Source organism: Pseudomonas sp. JS3066 (genome assembly GCF_036328175.1).
Classification (GTDB): domain Bacteria; phylum Pseudomonadota; class Gammaproteobacteria; order Pseudomonadales; family Pseudomonadaceae; genus Metapseudomonas.
In genome coordinates, this window is record NZ_CP143312.1 from 5,540,910 (window position 1) to 5,558,929 (window position 18,020).

Below are 18,020 nucleotides of genomic sequence, written 5' to 3' on the forward strand. Positions count from 1 at the left end.
CCGCGGAAGGCGCGGCCATAGGATGCAATCACGCCGATGGTAGACAGCCCCGGGCGCGGCTGCCACGGCATTCAGTGATTTCATCCCGTCTCGCAGGAGTCCATCGACATGAGCCATGAACCATCCCGCCTCACGACCTACCGCGATCCAGCTGAACCGGCGCTGCCCGATCCCGGTATGCGCCTGGACCTGACGCGCGCCGCGCTTGTGGTAATCGACCCGCAGATCGACTTCCTCAGCCCCGAGGGGGTGAGCTGGAGCGTATTCGGCAAGAGCATCACCGAGCACGATACGGTCAGGCATATCGGTCAATTGTTTGCCGCTGCCAAGGAGGCCGGTATCACCGTTGCCGTGTCGCCGCACTATTACTACCCCTGCGATCACCACTGGCACTTCGGTGGGCCGCTGGAGAAGGTCATGCACAGCATCGGCATGTTCGACCGCAAAGGGCCATTGAGTCTGGAAGGCTTCGAGAACTCGGGCGCGGACTTCCTGCCCGAGTACAAGCCCTACATCCTCGATGGCAAAACCATCATTGCTTCGCCCCACAAGGTCTACGGCCCGGAGACCAATGACCTGGCCTTGCAGCTGCGCAAGCACGGCGTGTCGCAGATCATCCTCGCCGGCATGGCTGCCAACCTCTGTGTTGAGTCCCATTTGCGCGAGTTGCTGGAGCTGGGCTTCGAGGTGGCGGTGGTGCGAGATGCCACCGCGGGCCCGACGACACCGGAAGGCGATGGCTACCTCGCCGCACTGATCAATTACCGCTACATCGCCAATGCGCTGTGGAGCACCGAGCAGACCCTGGACTACTTGCGTGGGGAATGAATCGTTGGCCCCGTCGACTCCGCGGACGGGGCCATCTGCATTCAGCGCAAGGTATAGCCGCTATCCACTACCAGGTCCTGGCCATGAAGACCGCGCGCGGCCTGCGAGAGGAGGAAGAGAATGGTGTCGGCCACGGTGCCCGGTTCGAGGAAGCGACCTCCGAGCAAGCGTTGGCTGACGCTTTCGGCCACTGCCGCGAGCTCGTCGTTTCCCAGGCCCAGGCTGGACCAGATGGGCGTGGCGGTCGGGCCGGGGGAAACCATGTTCAGGCGCACGCCACGGGGTGCGAGTTCCACTGCAAGGGTACGCACATGTGCTTTCAGTGCGGCTTTCGAGGCGATGTAGGCAGCGAGGCCGGGAAAGCTCACCCGCGAAAGAAAGGTGCCGATGAATACTACCGAGGAAGGCGTCGCTAACTCATCGTTCAGCGCTGCCAGAGTTTCGATCGCGCCGGCGCCGTTGATTGCCCATTGCTGGTCGAATGCGGAGGCATCCAGGCCGTCGGCGAGGCGGGCGATCCCGGCATTGGGTACCAGGTAGTGGACGGGACCCAGGTCCCGTGCCGTCTGCGCCAGCGCGGTCAGGTCACCGGCCTGGGTAACATCACCGGCTTGCCAGTACAGCCGCTCGCCGAAGCGCGCTTGCAGCGCCTGGAGCTCACCCGGCCGACGGCTCATCGCCAGGACCCGCGCGTCTCGCTCCAGCAGGCGCTCTACAACGGCAAGGCCGATACCGGAGCTGGCACCGGTGACGACGGCAAGGCGATTCTCGAATTCGTGTTGTGACATGGCTCGTTCCTGTTCCTGTAAGAGGTCGACGTGGCAGGGCCACGACGCAAGCCAGGAAAACAAAAAGCGGGCCAGATATTCAGGCTTTATTAATCAATAGCTTAGGATGTTTTGTTGTCATAATGACTTCATCTGCTGGAGTCACTTTGACATACATTCGAGTCATTTTGACTCTGTGCAAGCGATCAGGCTGGCGAGCCGCCGCGCTTGTCCAGGCGTTTGATGAACACGGTCATTTCCTTCTCTGCCTGTTTGTCGCCATGGGCGTTGGCGGCCTCAAGACCCTGGGTCCAGGCCTCGCGAGCGGCGCTGAAGTCGCCCTGGGCCTCCAGCGCCTTGCCCAACAGCTTCCAGGCAGCCGAGTACTTCGGGTCCTGCTCCACGCACCGACGCAGGTGCAGGGCGGCCTTGGCCGCGTCGCCCTGGTCGAGGTAACCCTTGCCCAGGCCGAAGCGCAGCAGGGCGTTGTCCACGCCCTTGGCCAGCATCTTTTCCAGTCCTTCGAGCATGGTGCGTTCCCCTTGAGGCTGTTTACGATCCTGCGAGCTAGGGCCATGCAAGGCAGAAGCAGGCGAGGACGCGGAGTTTAGAGGCTGTAACTGAGCAATCCGAACCTGCTTCCAATGCTGCAGGGCGCGACGCGCAGCTGATCGTAGACGGGCTATTAGAAGAAGGTCAGGCCCACCTGGAACAGACGCTCGGCGTCGCGGATGTATTTCTTGTCCACGAGGAACAGGATCACATGGTCGCCGGACTCGATAATCGTGTCGTCGTGGGCGATCAGCACTTCCTCGTCACGGATGATGGCGCCGATGGTGGTACCGGGCGGCAGGGCGATGTCCTCGATCATCTTGCCGACCACCTTGCTCGACTTGGCGTCGCCGTGGGCGATGGCCTCGATGGCCTCCGCCGCGCCGCGGCGCAGGGAGTGCACGCTGACGATGTCGCCACGGCGCACGTGGGTCAGCAGCGTACCGATGGTGGCCAGCTGCGGGCTGATGGCGATGTCGATGTCGCCGCCTTGCACCAGGTCCACATACGCCGGATTGTTGATGATGGTCATTACCTTGCGTGCACCCAGGCGCTTGGCCAGCAGCGAGGACATGATGTTGGCCTCGTCGTCGTTGGTCAGGGCGAGGAAGATGTCGGCGTCGTTGATGTTTTCTTCTACCAGCAGGTCGCGGTCGGAGGCACTGCCCTGGAGCACGATTGTGCTGTCGAGGACCTCGGACAGATGGCGGCAGCGCGTCGGGTTCATCTCGATGATTTTCACCTGGTACCGGCTTTCGATGGCCTCGGCAAGGCGTTCACCGATGTGGCCGCCGCCGGCGATGACCACGCGCTTGTAGCTGTCTTCAAGGCGGCGCAGCTCACTCATCACGGCGCGGATGTGGGCCTTGGCGGCGATGAAGAAGACTTCGTCGTCGGCCTCGATCACGGTATCGCCCTTGGGCAGGATCGGCCGGTTGCGGCGGAAGATGGCGGCAACGCGAGTATCCACGTTGGGCATGTGCTCGCGGATCTGGCGCAGCTCCTGGCCCACCAGCGGGCCGCCGTAGTAGGCCTTGACGCCTACCAACTGGGCCTTGCCCTCGGCGAAGTCGATCACCTGCAGCGCGCCGGGATACTCGATCAGTCGCTTGATGTAGTTGGTCACCACCTGTTCCGGGCTGATCAGAACGTCCACCGGGATGGCTTCGTTATCGAACAGGCCAGCCCGAGTGAGGTAGGCCGCTTCGCGCACCCGGGCGATCTTGGTAGGTGTGTGGAACAGCGTGTAGGCGACCTGGCAGGCGACCATGTTCACTTCGTCGCTGTTGGTCACCGCTACCAGCATGTCGGCGTCATCGGCGCCGGCCTGGCGGAGCACGGTTGGGAATGAGCCGCGGCCCTGGACGGTGCGGATGTCGAGACGGTCGCCGAGGTCGCGCAGGCGGTCGCCGTCGGTGTCCACCACCGTGATGTCATTGGCCTCGCCCGACAAGTGTTCTGCCAAGGTGCCACCGACCTGCCCCGCGCCGAGAATGATGATCTTCACTGCTAGTTCCCTTATCGCGCTGAAGCGGCGATTTTGATCAGCTTGGCATAGTAGAAACCGTCGTGGCCGTCTTCCTGCGCCAGCAATTGGCGGCCATGGGGTTGTTTCAATCCGAACGGTCCGGGGATGTCCAGCTCGCGGGCGCCAGGAGTGCGGGCGAGGAAGGCGGCGATGTTGTCGCTGTTTTCCCGTGGGAGCGTAGAGCAGGTCGCATACAGCAGCACGCCGCCGACTTCCAGGGTCGGCCAGAGGGCGTCCAGCAGCTCGCCTTGAAGCTGGGCCAGCGCCGCGATGTCTTCTTCCTTGCGGGTCAGCTTGATGTCCGGGTGACGACGGATCACGCCGGTAGCCGAGCAGGGTGCATCCAGCAGGATGCGCTGGAACGGCTTGCCGTCCCACCAGTCGGCGGTATTGCGGCCGTCGGCGGCGATCAGTCTGGCAGCCAGGCCGAGTCGTGCGAGGTTCTCGCGCACGCGCACCAGGCGACTCTCTTCCAGGTCGACTGCCACCACTTCGGAGAGGCCGGGTTCGGCCTCGAGGACGTGGCAAGTCTTGCCGCCGGGCGCGCAGCAGGCGTCGAGCACGCGCTGCCCGGGCGCCAGTTCCAGCAGATCGGCGGCCAGTTGTGCGGCTTCGTCCTGCACGCTGACGCGACCTTCGACGAAGCCCGGCAAGGTCTTCACGTCGCAGGCTTCGACAAGGCGGATGCCGTCACGGCTGAAGGTGCAGGGCTCGGCGGCGATGCCGGCTTGCTGCAACTCGGTCAGATAGTCGTCGCGACTGCCATGCCGGCGATTGACCCGCAGGATCAACGGCGGATGGGCATTGTTCGCCGCGCAGACGGCTTCCCAGTGCTCCGGCCAAGCCGCCTTGAGCGCCTTCTGCAGCCAGCGTGGGTGGGCAGTACGTGCCGCCGGGTCGCGCTCCAGTTCGGCGAGGATCGTCTCGCCCTGGCGTTGGGCGTTACGCAGTACGGCATTGAGCAGGCCCTTGGCCCAAGGCTTCTTCAGCTTGTCCGAGCAGCCGACGGTTTCGCCGATGGCGGCATGGGCGGGGATGCGGGTGTAGAAGAGCTGGTAGAGGCCGACCAGAAGCAGGGCTTCCACATCCTTGTCGGCGGACTTGAAAGGCTTCTGCAGCAGGCGTTCGGCCAGGGCGGCGAGGCGCGGTTGCCAGCGGGCAGCACCGAAGGCCAGGTCCTGGGCCAGGGCGCGATCGCGAGGGTCGACCTTGTCCAGCTGCGGCGGCAGGCTGCCGCCCAGGGAAGCCTTGCCGGAAAGTACCGCGGCCAGTGCGCGGGCGGCGGCGAGACGCGGATTCATGCGCCGAGCACCTTGCCCACGGCGAACTGCTCGCGGCGGCTATTGAAGAGGTCGGTGAAGTTCAGCGGCTTGCCGCCAGGTAGTTGCAGACGCGTCAGGCGCAGGGCGCCGTCGCCACAGGCTACGGTGAGGCCGTCCCTGGAGGCGGCGAGGATCTGCCCGGGCTGCTGGCTATTGCCTTCGCCCGGCTCGGCAGCCAGCACCTTCAGCGGTTCGCCATCGAGGGTTGTGTGGCAGATGGGCCAGGGATTGAAGGCACGCACCAGACGCTCCAGTTCGACAGCCGGGCGGCTCCAGTCGAGGCGCGCCTCGTCCTTGTTCAGTTTGTGCGCGTAATTGGCCAGCGCATCGTCCTGGACTTCACCTTTCAGGGTTCCGGCAGCCAGGCCTTCGATGGCTTCGACGACTGCGTTCGGGCCGAGCTGAGCGAGGCGATCGTGCAGGCTGCCGCCGGTGTCGGAGGCCGAGATCGGCGTGGTGACCTTGAGCAGCATCGGGCCGGTGTCGAGGCCGGCTTCCATCTGCATCACGGTAACGCCACTTTCTGCGTCACCCGCCTGCACCGCACGCTGGATCGGCGCGGCGCCGCGCCAGCGCGGCAGCAGCGAGGCGTGGCTATTGATACAACCCAGTCGCGGCGTATCGAGCACCACCTGCGGCAGGATCAGACCGTAGGCCACCACCACCATCAGGTCAGCGCCGAGGGCCTTGAGTTCATCCTGGGCAGCGGGGTCGCGCAGGGTCGGCGGCTGTAGCACCGGGATGCCGTGCTGGACAGCCAGTTGCTTGACCGGACTGGGCATCAGCTTCTGGCCGCGTCCGGCCGGACGGTCCGGTTGGGTGTAGACGGCGATGACCTGGTGGCGGGAGCCCAGCAGGGCTTTGAGGTGCTCGGCGGCGAACTCGGGGGTGCCGGCGAAGACGAGGCGCAGTGACTCGGTCATGGGTACTCGCTAACGAAAAAGGCTTGCCGGAGCAAGCCTTTGGAATCGAGGGAATCAAGCCTGCTGGCGATGTTGCTTTTCCAGCTTCTTCTTGATGCGATCACGCTTGAGCGACGACAGATAGTCGACGAAGAGCTTGCCGTTGAGGTGGTCGCATTCGTGCTGGATGCACACGGCGAGCAGGCCTTCGGCGATCAGCTCATAAGGCTGGCCATCGCGGTCCAGCGCCTTGATCTTGACCTTCTGCGGGCGATCGACGTTCTCGTAGAAGCCAGGCACCGAGAGGCAGCCTTCCTGATACTGGTCCATCTGGTCGGTCAGGGACTCGAACTCGGGGTTGATGAAGACCCGAGGCTCGGACTGGTCTTCCGACAGGTCCATCACCACCACGCGCTTGTGGACGTTCACCTGGGTCGCGGCCAGGCCGATACCGGGGGCGGCATACATGGTTTCGAACATGTTGTCGATCAACTGGCGGATGGAGTCGTCGACCACATCCACCGGTTTGGCGATGGTGCGCAACCGCGGATCGGGGAATTCGAGAATGTTCAGAATCGCCATATGCGTTTGTGATGCACTTGTGGAATATGTTGAAAATCCGCTGCTAAGATGGTGAGCAGCATCGAAAAACGGCTGAAGAGCCCGGTTGGGGCGGCTCTCAGGGCGTTTCATGTGAACGGACATAATAAAGGGATTCACCGCATGAGGAAATCACTACTCGCCCTGCTGCTCCTGGCCGCCAGTGGCCTGACCCAGGCTGCGGTGGAACTCAAGGACGGGCATCCGGAGCGCTATACCGTCGTCGAGGGCGACACGCTCTGGGATATCTCCGGCAAGTTCCTGCGCCAGCCGTGGAAGTGGCCGGAGATCTGGCATGCCAACCCGCAGATCGAGAATCCGCACCTGATCTATCCCGGCGACGTGCTCAGCCTTGTCTACGTCGATGGTCAGCCGCGCCTCATGCTGAATCGTGGCGCGTCCCGCGGCACCATCAAGCTGTCGCCGCAGGTGCGCAGCACGCCGATGGCCGAAGCCATTCCGGCGATTCCGCTGGAAGCGATCAACGCCTTCCTGCTGACCAACCGCATCGTCGACGATCCCGAGCAGTTCCAGGCCGCACCCTACATCGTCGCCGGCAATGCCGAGCGCGTGGTGAGTGGCGCCGGTGACCGCGTCTATGCCCGTGGCAACTTCTCCCACGAGCAACCGGTCTACGGCATCTTCCGCCAGGGCAAGACCTATGTGGACCCGGAAACCAAGGAGTTCCTCGGTATCAATGCCGACGACATCGGCGGCGGCGAGATGGTGGCGGACGAAGGCGACATCGGCACTCTGGAGCTGACCCGCTCCACCCAGGAAGTCCGTCTGGGCGATCGTCTGTTCCCCACCGAGGAACGCGCTATCAACTCCACTTTCATGCCCAGCGCACCAGAGCGCGACATCAGCGGCGTGATCCTCGATGTACCGCGCGGCGTGACCCAGATCGGCCAGTTCGATGTGGTGACCATCAACAAGGGCAAGCGTGACGGCCTGGTGGAAGGCAACGTGCTGGCTGTCTACAAGACCGGCGAGACGGTGCGCGACCGCGTCACCGACGAGTTCATCAAGATCCCTGACGAGCGTGCAGGACTGCTGATGGTGTTCCGCACATACGACAAGCTCAGCTACGGCCTGGTACTGGCCGCCACCCGCCAGCTGGCGGTGCTGGACAAGGTACACAACCCGTAACACCTCCAAGCCCCCGCCCTGCGGGGGCTTGTTGTATTGATGGCCGTTCTGCCGCATCAGCGGCGCGATCAAGGACCGATCGACGTGTCATCAATCTCCCCCGCCGAGCTGGAAGCTCGCCTGCGCCTGCACCACCTTCCCGAACTGGGCCCTTCCCGTTTCCGTCGTCTGCTCGAAGCCTTCGGCTCCGCCTCGGCGGCACTCAGTGCCCCGGCCTCTGCCTGGCGATCCCTGCGCCTGCCGGAGGCTAGCGCGGAGTGTCGGCGCAGTCCGGAAATCCGTGATGCAGCGGCCCGTGCCCTGGCCTGGCAGGAACACCCCGGCCGACAACTGCTTTGTTGGGACGACCCTGGCTACCCTGCTCTGCTCGCCGAAATCGGCAACGCTCCACCACTGCTGTATGTCGCCGGTGACGCATCGCTTCTGGAGCGCCCGCAACTGGCTATGGTCGGCAGTCGTCGTGCCTCTGCGGCGGGCCTGGATACTGCCCGGGCATTCGCCCGCAGCCTGGCGGGAGGAGGCTTCGTCATCACCAGCGGGCTGGCCCTTGGCATCGACGGCGCCGCCCACCAGGGCGCGCTGGATGTCGCCGGCAAGACTGTCGCGGTGCTTGGCACCGGGCTGGAGCGCATCTATCCCAATCGCCATCGTGGCCTGGCAACGCGCATCGTCGAAGAAGGCGGCGCGCTGGTATCCGAGCTGCCGCTGGACTGCCCACCCCAGCCATCCAACTTTCCCCGGCGCAATCGCATCATCAGCGGCTTGTCACTTGGTGTCCTGGTGGTGGAAGCCAGCCCCTCCAGTGGATCGCTGATCACTGCGCGGCTGGCCGCCGAGCAGGGGCGCGAGGTCTACGCCATCCCCGGCTCCATCCACCACCCCGGCGCGCGCGGCTGTCACCAGTTGATCCGCGAAGGCGCGGCACTGGTGGAGAAGGTGGAAGACATTCTCGAAGCGCTACGTGGCTGGCAGGCCGTGGCTTCCGCTGCCGGGACCGAAGTCCTGGCGACAGAGGCCCATCCATTGCTCGACCTGCTGCGCGCAGCGCCTTACAGCAGCGAAGGGCTTGCCGCGATCAGCGGCTGGGAGCTGCCTCGCCTGCTCGCCGAACTCACCGACCTGGAGCTGCAGGGGCACGTAGCCCGTGAGGCCGGTTGCTGGGTGCATCGCCAAGGTTGAGCCCTGTACACTTTGCCGATCCAGTTTTGTGGGGTACGGGGAATGGTCAGTAGTTGGCGAGTGCAGCAAGTGGCGCGGGTCGTGCGTGAAGGTGGAGTGATCGCCTATCCCACCGAGGCGGTCTGGGGTCTGGGCTGCGATCCCTGGAACGAGGATGCGGTCTATCGCCTGCTGGCGCTCAAGGAACGTCCTGTGGAAAAGGGGCTGATCCTGGTGGCAGACAACATTCGCCAATTCGATTTCCTCCTCGAAGGTCTGCCGGACGCCTGGATCGACAAGCTCGCCAGCACCTGGCCAGGCCCTAACACCTGGCTGGTGCCGCACCAGAACCTGCTCCCCGAGTGGATCACCGGGCAGCACGACAGCGTAGCCCTGCGTGTCAGCGACCATCCGCTGGTGCGTGACCTTTGCGCCCTCACCGGGCCGCTGGTATCCACTTCCGCCAATCCCACCGGCCGTCCTTCCGCCTACTCGCGTCTGCGGGTCCAGCAGTACTTCGGCGACACCCTGGACGCAGTGCTGGGAGGCGCCCTCGGGGGACGCCGTAACCCCAGTGTGATCCGCGACCTGGCCAGCGGACGCGTGCTCAGGGGATAAGCACGGTCGAGCCGGTAGTCTGGCGGCTGGCCAGGGCGGTGTGCGCCTTGGCTGCGTCAGCCAGGGCGAAACGCTGGCTCACCTCCACCTTGATGCGGCCATCGGCGATCAGCGCGAACAGCTCATCCGCCATGGCCTGCAGGCGTTCAGGTGTGCTGGCGTATCCGAACAGTGTTGGCCGGGTGACGTAGAGCGACCCCTTCTGCGCCAGGATGCCCAGGTTCACCCCGGTCACCGGTCCCGAGGCGTTGCCGAAACTCACCATCAGGCCGCGCGGTGCCACGCAGTCCAGCGAGATTTCCCAGGTGTCCTTGCCCACCGAGTCGTAGACCACCGGGCACTTGGCGCCGTCCGTGAGTTCCAGCACCTTTTGCACCACGTTCTCGTGGCTATAGTCGATGGTCGCCCAGGCTCCGTTGGCCTTGGCCAGTGCGGCTTTCTCGGCCGAACTGACCGTGCCGATCAGCTTTACGCCGAGAGCGCGGGCCCATTGGCAGGCGATCAGCCCGACGCCGCCGGCTGCCGCGTGGAAGAGGATAGTCTCGCCACCCTTCAGCTCGTAGGTCTGACGCAGCAGGTATTGCACGGTCAGCCCCTTGAGCATCACCGCTGCCGCCTGCTCGAAGCTGATGCCATTGGGCAGGCGTACCAGTTTGTCTGCAGGCAGTACGTGCAACTCGCTGTAGGCGCCCAGCGGGCCGGTAGCGTAGGCGACCCGGTCCCCCACCTTGAACTGGGTGACCGCACTGCCCACGGCGTCTACCTCGCCGGCGCCTTCGGTGCCCAGGCTGGTGGGAAAGTTCGGCGCCGGGTAGAGGCCGCTGCGATAGTAGGTGTCGATAAAGTTCAAACCGATGGCGCGGTTGCGCACGCGCACTTCTTGCGGTCCCGGCTCCCCGGGCTGGTAGTCCGCGTATTCGAGGACCTCCGGGCCGCCGTAGGCGGAGAACTGGATGCGTTTGGCCATGCTTGCAACCTCCTGGTCGGAAAAGCTCCCATCCAACGCCTCGCCTTGATTCCCGTCAAGCCACGACAGCCCTTGCGCGGTGGTATGCTTGCCTGCTCATTTTTCCGCCACCTAACCGCTGCCAGGGTTGACCACGTGACTGACCGTATCGAGGCCGTGAAGGCCTATCTGCTCGATTTGCAAGACCGCATCTGCGCCGCGCTGGCGGCCGAGGACGGCAAGGCTGAATTCATCGAGGACGCCTGGACCCGTCCCGCTGGCGGCGGCGGCCGTACCCGGGTAATCGAGAACGGCGGACTCATCGAAAAGGGCGGTGTGAACTTCTCCCATGTGTTCGGAGCCAGCCTGCCGCCATCGGCCAGTGCTCATCGTCCGGAACTGGCCGGCCGTGGCTTCCAGGCCCTCGGCGTGTCCCTGGTGATCCACCCGGAAAACCCCCACATCCCCACCTCCCACGCCAACGTGCGCTTCTTCTGCGCCGAGAAGGAAGGTGAAGAGCCGGTATGGTGGTTTGGCGGTGGCTTCGACCTGACCCCCTACTACGCCGTCGAGGAAGACTGCGTGCTCTGGCACCAGATTGCCCGCGACGCCTGCGCGCCCTTCGGTGCCGATGTGTACCCGCGCTACAAGGAATGGTGCGATCGCTACTTCCACCTCAAGCATCGCAATGAGCCGCGCGGTATCGGTGGTCTGTTCTTCGACGATCTGAACCAGTGGGACTTCGATACCAGTTTCGCCTTCATGCGCGCCATCGGCGATGCCTACCTGGAGGCCTACCTGCCAATTCTGAAGAAGCGCAAGGACACCCCCTTCACCGAACAGCAGCGTGAGTTCCAGGCCTTCCGTCGTGGCCGCTACGTAGAGTTCAACCTGGTGTTCGACCGTGGCACCCTGTTTGGCCTGCAGTCGGGCGGTCGTACCGAGTCCATCCTCATGTCGCTGCCGCCGCATGTGCGCTGGGGCTACGACTGGAAGCCGGAGCCGGGCACTGAAGAAGCGCGCCTGACCGAGTATTTCCTCAAGGATCGCGACTGGCTCGGGGAGGCAGGGCTGTGACTGATCGCTACTGCGTCTTTGGCAACCCCATCGGCCACAGCAAGTCGCCGCTGATCCACCGCCTGTTCGCCGAGCAGACCGGCCAGCCGCTCACCTACGAGGCCGTGCTGGCGCCGCTGGACGACTTCACCGGTTGCGCACGGCGGTTCTTCGAAACCGGCAAGGGCGGCAACGTCACCGTGCCCTTCAAGGAGCAGGCCTACCAGTTGGCCGGCAGCCTCAGCGCCCGTGCCCAGCGCGCCGGCGCGGTGAACACCCTGAAGCGGCTGGATGACGGCAGCCTCCTCGGCGACAACACCGACGGCGCAGGCCTGGTGCGCGACCTCACCCGCAACGCCGGGCTCGATCTGGCCGGTATGCGCATCCTCCTGCTTGGCGCTGGCGGCGCCGCGCGCGGCGTGATCGAACCGTTGCTGGCCGAGAAACCAGCTGCCTTGGTAGTTGCCAACCGCACCGTGGAGAAGGCCGAGGCGTTGGCTCAACTGTTCGCCGAGCTCGGGCCGGTATCCGCCAGCGGCTTCGACTGGCTGGAAGAGCCTGTGGACCTGATCATCAACGGCACCTCGGCCAGCCTCGCCGGCGACCTGCCGCCAATTTCACCGAGCCTGATCAAGCCTGGCCACACCGTCTGTTACGACATGATGTACGGGAAGGAAATGACTGCCTTCAACCGCTGGGCCGCCGAGCATGGCGCCGCGCGTACGCTCGACGGCCTGGGCATGCTGGTGGAACAGGCTGCCGAAGCCTTCCTGCTGTGGCGTGGCGTGCTGCCCGACAGCACTCCGGTACTCGCCGAACTGCGTCGCCAACTGGCGCAGGCTTGAGCCTTTCCCTCCCTTTGTGGGAGCGAATTTTTTCGCGAATGAATTCGCTCCCACAGTAAAAGCCGCGGCCCTGCTACCCCTCGATCAGCAGGCCGCTGCCCTCGCCTTCCAGCTTGCGTAGCTCCCGTTCCACTTGCGGCCGGGCACGGCGCAACACCAGGCTTCGCCCTTCCCCGCCCAGTCGCCGTGCTTCGTCGTGAAGCATGCTCACCCCGGCGAAGTCGATGAAATTCACATGGTGCGCATCCAGCACCAGACGCCCGGCGCGGCTGCGCTGGATCAGCTTCTGCAGATAGGGGCAGGCGCCAAAGAAGATCGATCCCTCGATGCGCAAAATCTCAGCATCCCCCTCCTGCGCTTGCAGCACCCGTGGCTGCGACGTGCGCTTGAGGTAGAAGAAGAGTGACGCCAGCACACCGGCGTAGATGGCGGTTTGCAGTTCCAGCAGCAGCGTGGCCGCGCAGGTCAGTGCCATCACCGCGAACTCCGCCCGGCTGACGCGCCACAGCTGGCGGACACCGCGCCCATCCAGCAGACCCCAGCAGATCAGCAGGATGCTCGCCGCCATGGCGGGCAGCGGGATATGGGCGATCAGCCGTGCACCCAGCAATGCAAACAGCGCCACCCAGAGGGCGGAGAACACCCCGGCGAGCGGCGACTGTGCACCGGCCTGGAGATTCAGCGCCGAGCGTGTGAAGGAGCCCGCCGAGAGATAGCCGGAAAACCAGGCACCGATCAGGTTGGACAGACCTTGGCCGCGGGTTTCCTGGTTGGCATCCAGCACTTGCCGCGACTGGCTGGCCAGTGCGCGGGAGATGGACAGGCTGGTGACCAGGCCGAGCAGACCGCAGGCCACGGCAGACGGCAGCAGGCGCAGCACGTCCTCGGCATCGAAGCGGATCGAGGCCAGCGGCGGCAGGCTGCCACTGAAGGGATGCACCAGCTCGACGCTGGCGAAGGTGACCGGCATGGCCAGCACCAGCAGACTTCCGCCGCTGATGCCGATCAGCAGCGCCGGCAGGCGAGGCCACAGCTTGCGCACGAGGATCGAGAGCCCGAGGGTAAAAACGGCCACCCAAAGCGATGGCCAGTGCGCCTCGCGTACATGCCCGGCCAGGTCCAGCGCGCTCTGCCAGGCGGTGGCGCGCCCCTCCAGGTTGGCCAGGCCGAGCAGGTTGGGCACCTGGCCAAGGGCGATCACCAGAGCTGCGCCCAGGGTGAAGCCGAGCACCACCGACTGGGAGACGAAGTTGGCCAGGGAACCGAAGCGCAGGAACCCAACCAGCCACTGGAACGCACCGGCGAGAAAGGTCAGCAGCAGGACCAGGCTGATGTATTGCTGGCTTCCCGGCAGGGCCAGCGGGCTGACGCTGGCGAAGAGCACCACCGAGATCGCCGCCGTCGGTCCGCAGATCAGGTGCCGGGAAGAACCCCAGAGACAGGCGACGATTACCGGGACCACCGCGGCATAAAGTCCGTACTCCGCGGGTAGTCCGGCGATGAGTGCGTAGGCGATGGACTGCGGCAGAGCGAGGATGGCGCCGGTCAGGCCGACCAGCGCATCGCGACCCAGGCCGCGTGGACGGATTGCGGGCAGCCAGGTGAGGAAGGGGAGGAGGTGGGTGAGTTTCACGTCCGGCCAGGCTCTTGTAGGGGCGAATTCATTCGCCAAGCAGACCGGAGGTCTGCCAGAGGATGTCGAGGGACCGCTTCGCGATCCTTGGCGAATGAATTCGCCCCTACAGGGAGGCAGTTGCCCCTGTGGGGCGATCCGTCAAAGCTTCGCCTTCACCGCCGACAGCCCATTGCCGCCTTCGCGGGTGGTCACGCCCTGCAGCCAGCCATCGATCACCTGCGGGTTGGACTTGAGCCAGGCCTTGATCGCCGCATCGTTGTTGCTGCTGCCGTTGAGCACCTGATCCATGATGGCGTTCTCCATTTCCTGGGTGAACTGCAGGTTGGTCAGCAGCTTGCCCACGTTCGGGCACTGCTCGGCGTAGCCCTTGCGCGCCAGGGTGTTCACGCTGCCACTCTCGCCGAAGTACTTCTCGCCGCCCTTGAGATAGACCATGTCGTACTGCACGTTCATCGGGTGCGGAGTCCAGCCGAGGAAGACCACGAACTGCTGGCGCTTCACCGCGCGCCCCACCTGCACCAGCATCGCCTGCTCGCTGGATTCCACCAACTTCCAGTCACCCAGGCCGAACTCGTCGGATTTGATCATCTGCTGGATCGAGACGTTGGCCGGTGAGCCGGAAGCGATGCCATAGAGCTTGTGGTCGAACTTGTCGGCGAACTTGTCCAGGTCGGCGAACGTTTTCACGCCGGCGTCATAGACATAGCGCGGCACCGCCAGGGTGTATTCGGTGCCTGAGAGGTTCTGCGCCACCTTGTCGACGCTGCCGGCGGCGACGAACTTGTCGTAGTTGCTCTGCTGCGCCGGCATCCAGTTGCCAAGGAAGGCATCGATCTGGCCCTTGTGCAGGCCAGCGAAGATGATCGGCACGGCGAGGGTCGGGGTTTCCGTGCGGTAGCCCAGTCCATCGAGAAGAAAACGCGCCACCCCGTTGGTCACGGCGATATCGCTCCAGCCCGGATCGCCCAGCTTCACCGTCGCGCAGCTGGCGTCCTCAGCCTGGACGTTGAACGCCAAACCGGTCAGCAGCGCGCTGCCGGCAAGTACCGCATTGATCGTCTTCATGCCTTGGTTCCTCGCAAGAGTGAGTCAGGGTTGGGGAAAGCGCGCGCGGCGCTCCAGGTTGTCCAGGTCGATGTGATTGCGCATGTACTGCTGGCTGGCGTCGACGAAAGGCTGGTGGTCCCAGCTAGCGAGCTTGCCGTGGGTCAGCGCGTCGGCCACGAAGCGGCGGCGGCGCTGGCTGGCCAGGGTGGCTTCGGCGATGGCCGGGATGTCCCAGCGAGTCTTCGCCTCGTCGAGGAACGCCGCAAGCAGGGTCTGGTGGTCCGTCGAAGTCGCCAGGTTTTCCAGCTCCTGCGGATCGTTCGCCAGATCGAAGAGCAGGATTGGGTCCTTGTCGGAGTAGATGAATTTGTAAGGGCCGCGACGGATCATCATCAGCGGGCTGGTGGTGCCTTCGGCCATGTACTCGCCCAGTACCTCGTCGTGGCCACCCAGGCCTTGCAGGTGTGGTAGCAGCGAGCGGCCGTCGAGCGGCAGGTCGCGCTCCAACGCACCTCCGGCCAACTCGACCAGAGTGGGCAGCAGGTCGACCGTGGACACTGACTGGCTGACCCTGTGCGCCTGGAAGCGGCCGGGGGCGTGGACCAGCAGCGGCACACGGGCGGCCATTTCGAACCAGTGCATCTTGTACCAGAGGCCACGCTCGCCAAGCATGTCGCCGTGGTCGCCGGAGAACACGACGATGGTGTCTTCCTCCAGTCGGCAGTCGGCCAGGGTCTTCAGCAGGGCGCCGATCTGGTCGTCGACGTAGCTGCAGGCACCGAAGTAGGCACGCCGCGCATCGCGAATCTTCTGCTCAGGCAGCGGTTTGTCCCAGAGGTCGATGACCTTGAGCAGGCGCTGGCTATGCGGGTCCTGCTCGGCGTCGGTGAAGTGCACGCGGGGCTGCGGGATGTCCGCCTCCTCGTAGCGTTCCCAATACTCCACCGGGATGGTGTAGGGATCGTGGGGGTGGGTCAGGGACACGGTCAGGCAGAAGGGCTGTCCGGTGTCTTCGCGCGCATGGTCGTACAGATATTGGCGCGCCTTGAACACCACTTCCTCGTCGAAATCCAGCTGGTTGGTGCGCACGCAGGGCCCGGCCTGCAGCACGGAGGACATGTTGTGGTACCAGCTCGGGCGAACGTCGGGCTCGTCCCAGTTCACTGCCCAACCGTAATCCGCCGGGTAGATGTCGCTGGTCAGGCGTTCCTCATAGCCGTGCAACTGGTCCGGGCCGCAGAAGTGCATCTTGCCGGAGAGCGCCGTGCGGTAACCCAGGCGGCGCAGGTAATGGGCGTAGGTCGGTACATCCGCTGGGAAGTCGGCGGCGTTGTCGTAGGCGCCGATCTTCGACGGCAGCTGACCGCTTACCAGGGTGAAGCGCGAGGGCGCGCAGAGCGGGCTGTTGCAGTAGGCCGAATCGAACACCACACCCTCGGCAGCGAGCCGCGACAAGTGCGGCACCTTGATGGGGGAGGCAGCGTAGAAAGGCAGCATCGGCGCAGCCATCTGGTCGGCCATGATGAAGAGGATGTTGGGACGTTTCATCGTTCGCTTATCCATACCGTCGAATTATGCGAAAGTGCGTGGAACGATGATTGCGTCAGCAGTCATCCCGGTAAAGCGCACAGCGAAGCATGACTCGGATAAGCAAACGTTATGGCAGAACTACAGGCTGAGCTGTCCCTGGACCTGTTGCGGGTGTTCGAATCCGCCGCTCGCCACCTCAGCTTCACCGCGGCTGCGGTCGAGCTGGGTACCACCCAGCCGGCGGTGAGCCAGCAGATCCAGCGCCTGGAAAAACAATTGGCAACGCGCCTGTTCGACCGCGTTTACCGCGGCATCGAACTCACCGACGCCGGTCGGCTGCTGTTCCTCCATGTGCAGGAGGGTTTGCAGGCCATCAGCGCCGGGTTGGAAGCCATCGGCTCCCGGCCGCAGCATGAAGTGCTGCAGGTGGCCACTGACTTTGCCTTCGCCGCCTATTGGCTGATGCCGCGCTTGCACCGTTTCCACGAGGCCAACCCGGAGATCGATGTCAGCATCGTCACCAGCGACCGCACCATGAACATGCTGCGCTCGGAAGTGGACATTGCCATTGCCTTTGGTGACGGTCGCTTCAAGCACGGCGAGGCGCTGCTGCTGTTTCGCGAAGAGGTCTTTCCCATCGCCAGCCCGCGCTTGCTGGCCGGACGCGACCAGCCATTGCCGGTGTCGGCCCTCGCGGAATTGCCGTTACTGCACCTCAAGCCTGAAGTGCGCACCCGCTGGTTCGACTGGAACGCGTTGTTCCGTGAGCTTGGCATCGCCCAGCCGCCGGGGTCGGGAATGCTGCGCTTCGACAACTACACCTTGTTGATCCAGGCTGCCATCGCCGGCCAGGGTGTGGCCATCGGCTGGCGCTACCTGGTGGATGACCTGCTCTCTCAGGGCCTGTTGGTACCCGTGCTGGACACCAGCGTCCGCTCGGACCTGGGTTATTACCTGGTGCAGCCGGAACGCAAACGGCGTGCGAAGCTGATGAAGTGCTTCGTCGACTGGCTGCAGCAGGAGCTGGGCGACGAGGCGCGCCAGGCCCAGCTCATCAAACATCGGGAGGGAATCGCCATATGACCCAGACACCTACTCCCCGGATCAAGGGTTTCCACGCGCACGTCTACTTCGACGCCAGCACCCTCGACCAGGCTCGCGCGCTCTGCGAAGAAGCTGCGCGGCGCTTCCCGCTGAAGATGGGGCGCGTGCATGAAAAGCCTGTCGGACCGCATCCGGACTGGAGCTGCCAGCTGGCGTTCAAGCCGGAGCTGTTCGGTGAGGTGATCCCCTGGCTGGCGCTGCACCGGGACGGACTAACCGTGCTGGTGCATCCCATTACCGGCAGCGATCTGCGCGATCACCGCGACTACCCAATGTGGATGGGCGCGATGCGGCCGCTGGATTTGTCGGACCTCGAGGATGGGGCGATCGAGTACGAGCTTTGACGCCTTGCCTGTGGGTTCGAACTCATTCGAAAAGGGCCGCAAAGCAGCTCTCGCCCCCACTGCACGAAAAAGCCGCTGTTCCCCAGAG

At 64.6% G+C, this 18,020-nt stretch carries 18 protein-coding genes; 8 read left to right on the forward strand and 10 right to left on the reverse strand.

The annotated features are described in order from the left end of the window. Positions 1-108 precede the first annotated feature (108 nt). Positions 109-828 carry a cysteine hydrolase gene (locus SA496_RS26010; RefSeq protein ID WP_153919310.1) on the forward strand — a complete coding sequence of 240 codons (720 nt, stop codon included), beginning with the start codon at positions 109-111 and terminating at the stop codon, positions 826-828. 41 nt (positions 829-869) lie between these two features. Here SA496_RS26010 and SA496_RS26015 read toward each other — a convergent pair whose 3' ends face one another. From SA496_RS26015 to def, 6 genes are all read right to left on the reverse strand, one after another. Continuing rightward, a complete protein-coding gene (locus SA496_RS26015; RefSeq protein WP_120653819.1) occupies positions 870-1,616 on the reverse strand; it encodes an SDR family NAD(P)-dependent oxidoreductase in 747 nt (248 codons plus the stop codon). A 185-nt stretch (positions 1,617-1,801) separates the two neighbouring features. Continuing rightward, positions 1,802-2,125, reverse strand: coding sequence for a tetratricopeptide repeat protein (locus tag SA496_RS26020; RefSeq protein WP_120653818.1), 324 nt, complete (start codon positions 2,123-2,125; stop codon positions 1,802-1,804). Between the two features lie 155 nt (positions 2,126-2,280). Then, the gene (gene trkA / locus SA496_RS26025; protein WP_120653817.1) at positions 2,281-3,654 is read right to left on the reverse strand and encodes a Trk system potassium transporter TrkA; all 1,374 of its coding nucleotides are present in this window, start codon (positions 3,652-3,654) and stop codon (positions 2,281-2,283) included. A gap of 11 nt (positions 3,655-3,665) precedes the next feature. Next, positions 3,666-4,976 (reverse strand): 16S rRNA (cytosine(967)-C(5))-methyltransferase RsmB, encoded by a 1,311-nt coding sequence (gene rsmB, locus SA496_RS26030; protein WP_120653816.1) that lies wholly within the window; start codon positions 4,974-4,976, stop codon positions 3,666-3,668. After that, the gene (gene fmt / locus SA496_RS26035) at positions 4,973-5,920 is read right to left on the reverse strand and encodes a methionyl-tRNA formyltransferase (RefSeq protein ID WP_120653815.1); all 948 of its coding nucleotides are present in this window, start codon (positions 5,918-5,920) and stop codon (positions 4,973-4,975) included. Before fmt ends, rsmB begins: the two co-directional genes overlap by 4 nt. 54 nt (positions 5,921-5,974) lie before the next feature. Further along, positions 5,975-6,481, reverse strand: coding sequence for a peptide deformylase (gene def / locus SA496_RS26040; RefSeq protein WP_120653814.1), 507 nt, complete (start codon positions 6,479-6,481; stop codon positions 5,975-5,977). A 141-nt stretch (positions 6,482-6,622) separates the two neighbouring features. Here def and SA496_RS26045 point away from each other — a divergent pair, with 141 nt between their 5' ends. The 3 genes from SA496_RS26045 (at position 6,623) to SA496_RS26055 (ending at position 9,424) form a co-directional block, all read left to right on the forward strand. Continuing rightward, the gene (locus SA496_RS26045) at positions 6,623-7,648 is read left to right on the forward strand and encodes a LysM peptidoglycan-binding domain-containing protein (RefSeq protein WP_330114696.1); all 1,026 of its coding nucleotides are present in this window, start codon (positions 6,623-6,625) and stop codon (positions 7,646-7,648) included. Positions 7,649-7,732: 84 nt separating this feature from the next. Beyond that, positions 7,733-8,827, forward strand: a complete 1,095-nt coding sequence (gene dprA / locus SA496_RS26050; protein WP_280359827.1) for a DNA-processing protein DprA — start codon at positions 7,733-7,735, stop codon at positions 8,825-8,827. 42 nt (positions 8,828-8,869) lie between these two features. After that, positions 8,870-9,424, forward strand: coding sequence for an L-threonylcarbamoyladenylate synthase (locus SA496_RS26055; protein WP_120653812.1), 555 nt, complete (start codon positions 8,870-8,872; stop codon positions 9,422-9,424). On the opposite strand, the gene SA496_RS26060 is transcribed toward SA496_RS26055, so the two are convergent. After that, entirely contained in the window at positions 9,414-10,391 is a 978-nt protein-coding gene (locus SA496_RS26060) for an NADPH:quinone reductase (RefSeq protein WP_153919326.1), read from the reverse strand. The genes SA496_RS26055 and SA496_RS26060 overlap by 11 nt on opposite strands. Positions 10,392-10,526: 135 nt before the next feature. Between SA496_RS26060 and hemF the strand changes: the two genes are divergently transcribed. Both hemF and aroE read left to right on the forward strand, forming a co-directional pair. After that, positions 10,527-11,447, forward strand: coding sequence for an oxygen-dependent coproporphyrinogen oxidase (gene hemF / locus SA496_RS26065; protein WP_120653810.1), 921 nt, complete (start codon positions 10,527-10,529; stop codon positions 11,445-11,447). Then, the gene (aroE, locus tag SA496_RS26070) at positions 11,444-12,271 is read left to right on the forward strand and encodes a shikimate dehydrogenase (RefSeq protein WP_330114697.1); all 828 of its coding nucleotides are present in this window, start codon (positions 11,444-11,446) and stop codon (positions 12,269-12,271) included. The genes hemF and aroE overlap by 4 nt, the downstream gene beginning before the upstream one ends. Before the next feature lie 73 nt (positions 12,272-12,344). On the opposite strand, the gene SA496_RS26075 is transcribed toward aroE, so the two are convergent. From SA496_RS26075 to betC, 3 genes are all read right to left on the reverse strand, one after another. Further along, positions 12,345-13,904, reverse strand: a complete 1,560-nt coding sequence (locus SA496_RS26075) for a SulP family inorganic anion transporter (protein ID WP_330114698.1) — start codon at positions 13,902-13,904, stop codon at positions 12,345-12,347. Positions 13,905-14,045: 141 nt separating this feature from the next. Beyond that, positions 14,046-14,972: a choline ABC transporter substrate-binding protein gene (choX, locus tag SA496_RS26080; RefSeq protein WP_330114699.1), complete on the reverse strand. Its 927-nt coding sequence runs from the start codon at positions 14,970-14,972 to the stop codon at positions 14,046-14,048. A gap of 24 nt (positions 14,973-14,996) precedes the next feature. Continuing rightward, a complete protein-coding gene (gene betC, locus SA496_RS26085; protein ID WP_330114700.1) occupies positions 14,997-16,502 on the reverse strand; it encodes a choline-sulfatase in 1,506 nt (501 codons plus the stop codon). Between the two features lie 111 nt (positions 16,503-16,613). On the opposite strand from betC, the gene SA496_RS26090 reads away from it, so the two are divergent. Together SA496_RS26090 and SA496_RS26095 are read left to right on the forward strand one after the other, a co-directional pair. Beyond that, on the forward strand, positions 16,614-17,567 hold the full coding sequence (locus tag SA496_RS26090) for a choline sulfate utilization transcriptional regulator (RefSeq protein ID WP_120653805.1): 954 nt from the start codon (positions 16,614-16,616) through the stop codon (positions 17,565-17,567). Beyond that, positions 17,564-17,932 (forward strand): DOPA 4,5-dioxygenase family protein, encoded by a 369-nt coding sequence (locus SA496_RS26095; RefSeq protein ID WP_120653804.1) that lies wholly within the window; start codon positions 17,564-17,566, stop codon positions 17,930-17,932. The genes SA496_RS26090 and SA496_RS26095 overlap by 4 nt, the downstream gene beginning before the upstream one ends. Positions 17,933-18,020 lie beyond the last annotated feature (88 nt).

Bases quoted from the DNA above. Each gene is read 5' to 3' on its own strand.
- betC (WP_330114700.1), bottom strand. From the start codon at position 16,502: ATGAAACGTCCCAACATCCTCTTCATCATGGCCGACCAGATGGCTGCG.
- def (WP_120653814.1), bottom strand. From the start codon at position 6,481: ATGGCGATTCTGAACATTCTCGAATTCCCCGATCCGCGGTTGCGCACC.
- SA496_RS26020 (WP_120653818.1), bottom strand. From the start codon at position 2,125: ATGCTCGAAGGACTGGAAAAGATGCTGGCCAAGGGCGTGGACAACGCC.
- rsmB (WP_120653816.1), bottom strand. From the start codon at position 4,976: ATGAATCCGCGTCTCGCCGCCGCCCGCGCACTGGCCGCGGTACTTTCC.
- SA496_RS26060 (WP_153919326.1), bottom strand. From the start codon at position 10,391: ATGGCCAAACGCATCCAGTTCTCCGCCTACGGCGGCCCGGAGGTCCTC.
- SA496_RS26010 (WP_153919310.1), top strand. From the start codon at position 109: ATGAGCCATGAACCATCCCGCCTCACGACCTACCGCGATCCAGCTGAA.
- SA496_RS26045 (WP_330114696.1), top strand. From the start codon at position 6,623: ATGAGGAAATCACTACTCGCCCTGCTGCTCCTGGCCGCCAGTGGCCTG.
- SA496_RS26095 (WP_120653804.1), top strand. From the start codon at position 17,564: ATGACCCAGACACCTACTCCCCGGATCAAGGGTTTCCACGCGCACGTC.
- SA496_RS26090 (WP_120653805.1), top strand. From the start codon at position 16,614: ATGGCAGAACTACAGGCTGAGCTGTCCCTGGACCTGTTGCGGGTGTTC.
- SA496_RS26015 (WP_120653819.1), bottom strand. From the start codon at position 1,616: ATGTCACAACACGAATTCGAGAATCGCCTTGCCGTCGTCACCGGTGCC.
- fmt (WP_120653815.1), bottom strand. From the start codon at position 5,920: ATGACCGAGTCACTGCGCCTCGTCTTCGCCGGCACCCCCGAGTTCGCC.
- choX (WP_330114699.1), bottom strand. From the start codon at position 14,972: ATGAAGACGATCAATGCGGTACTTGCCGGCAGCGCGCTGCTGACCGGT.
- SA496_RS26055 (WP_120653812.1), top strand. From the start codon at position 8,870: ATGGTCAGTAGTTGGCGAGTGCAGCAAGTGGCGCGGGTCGTGCGTGAA.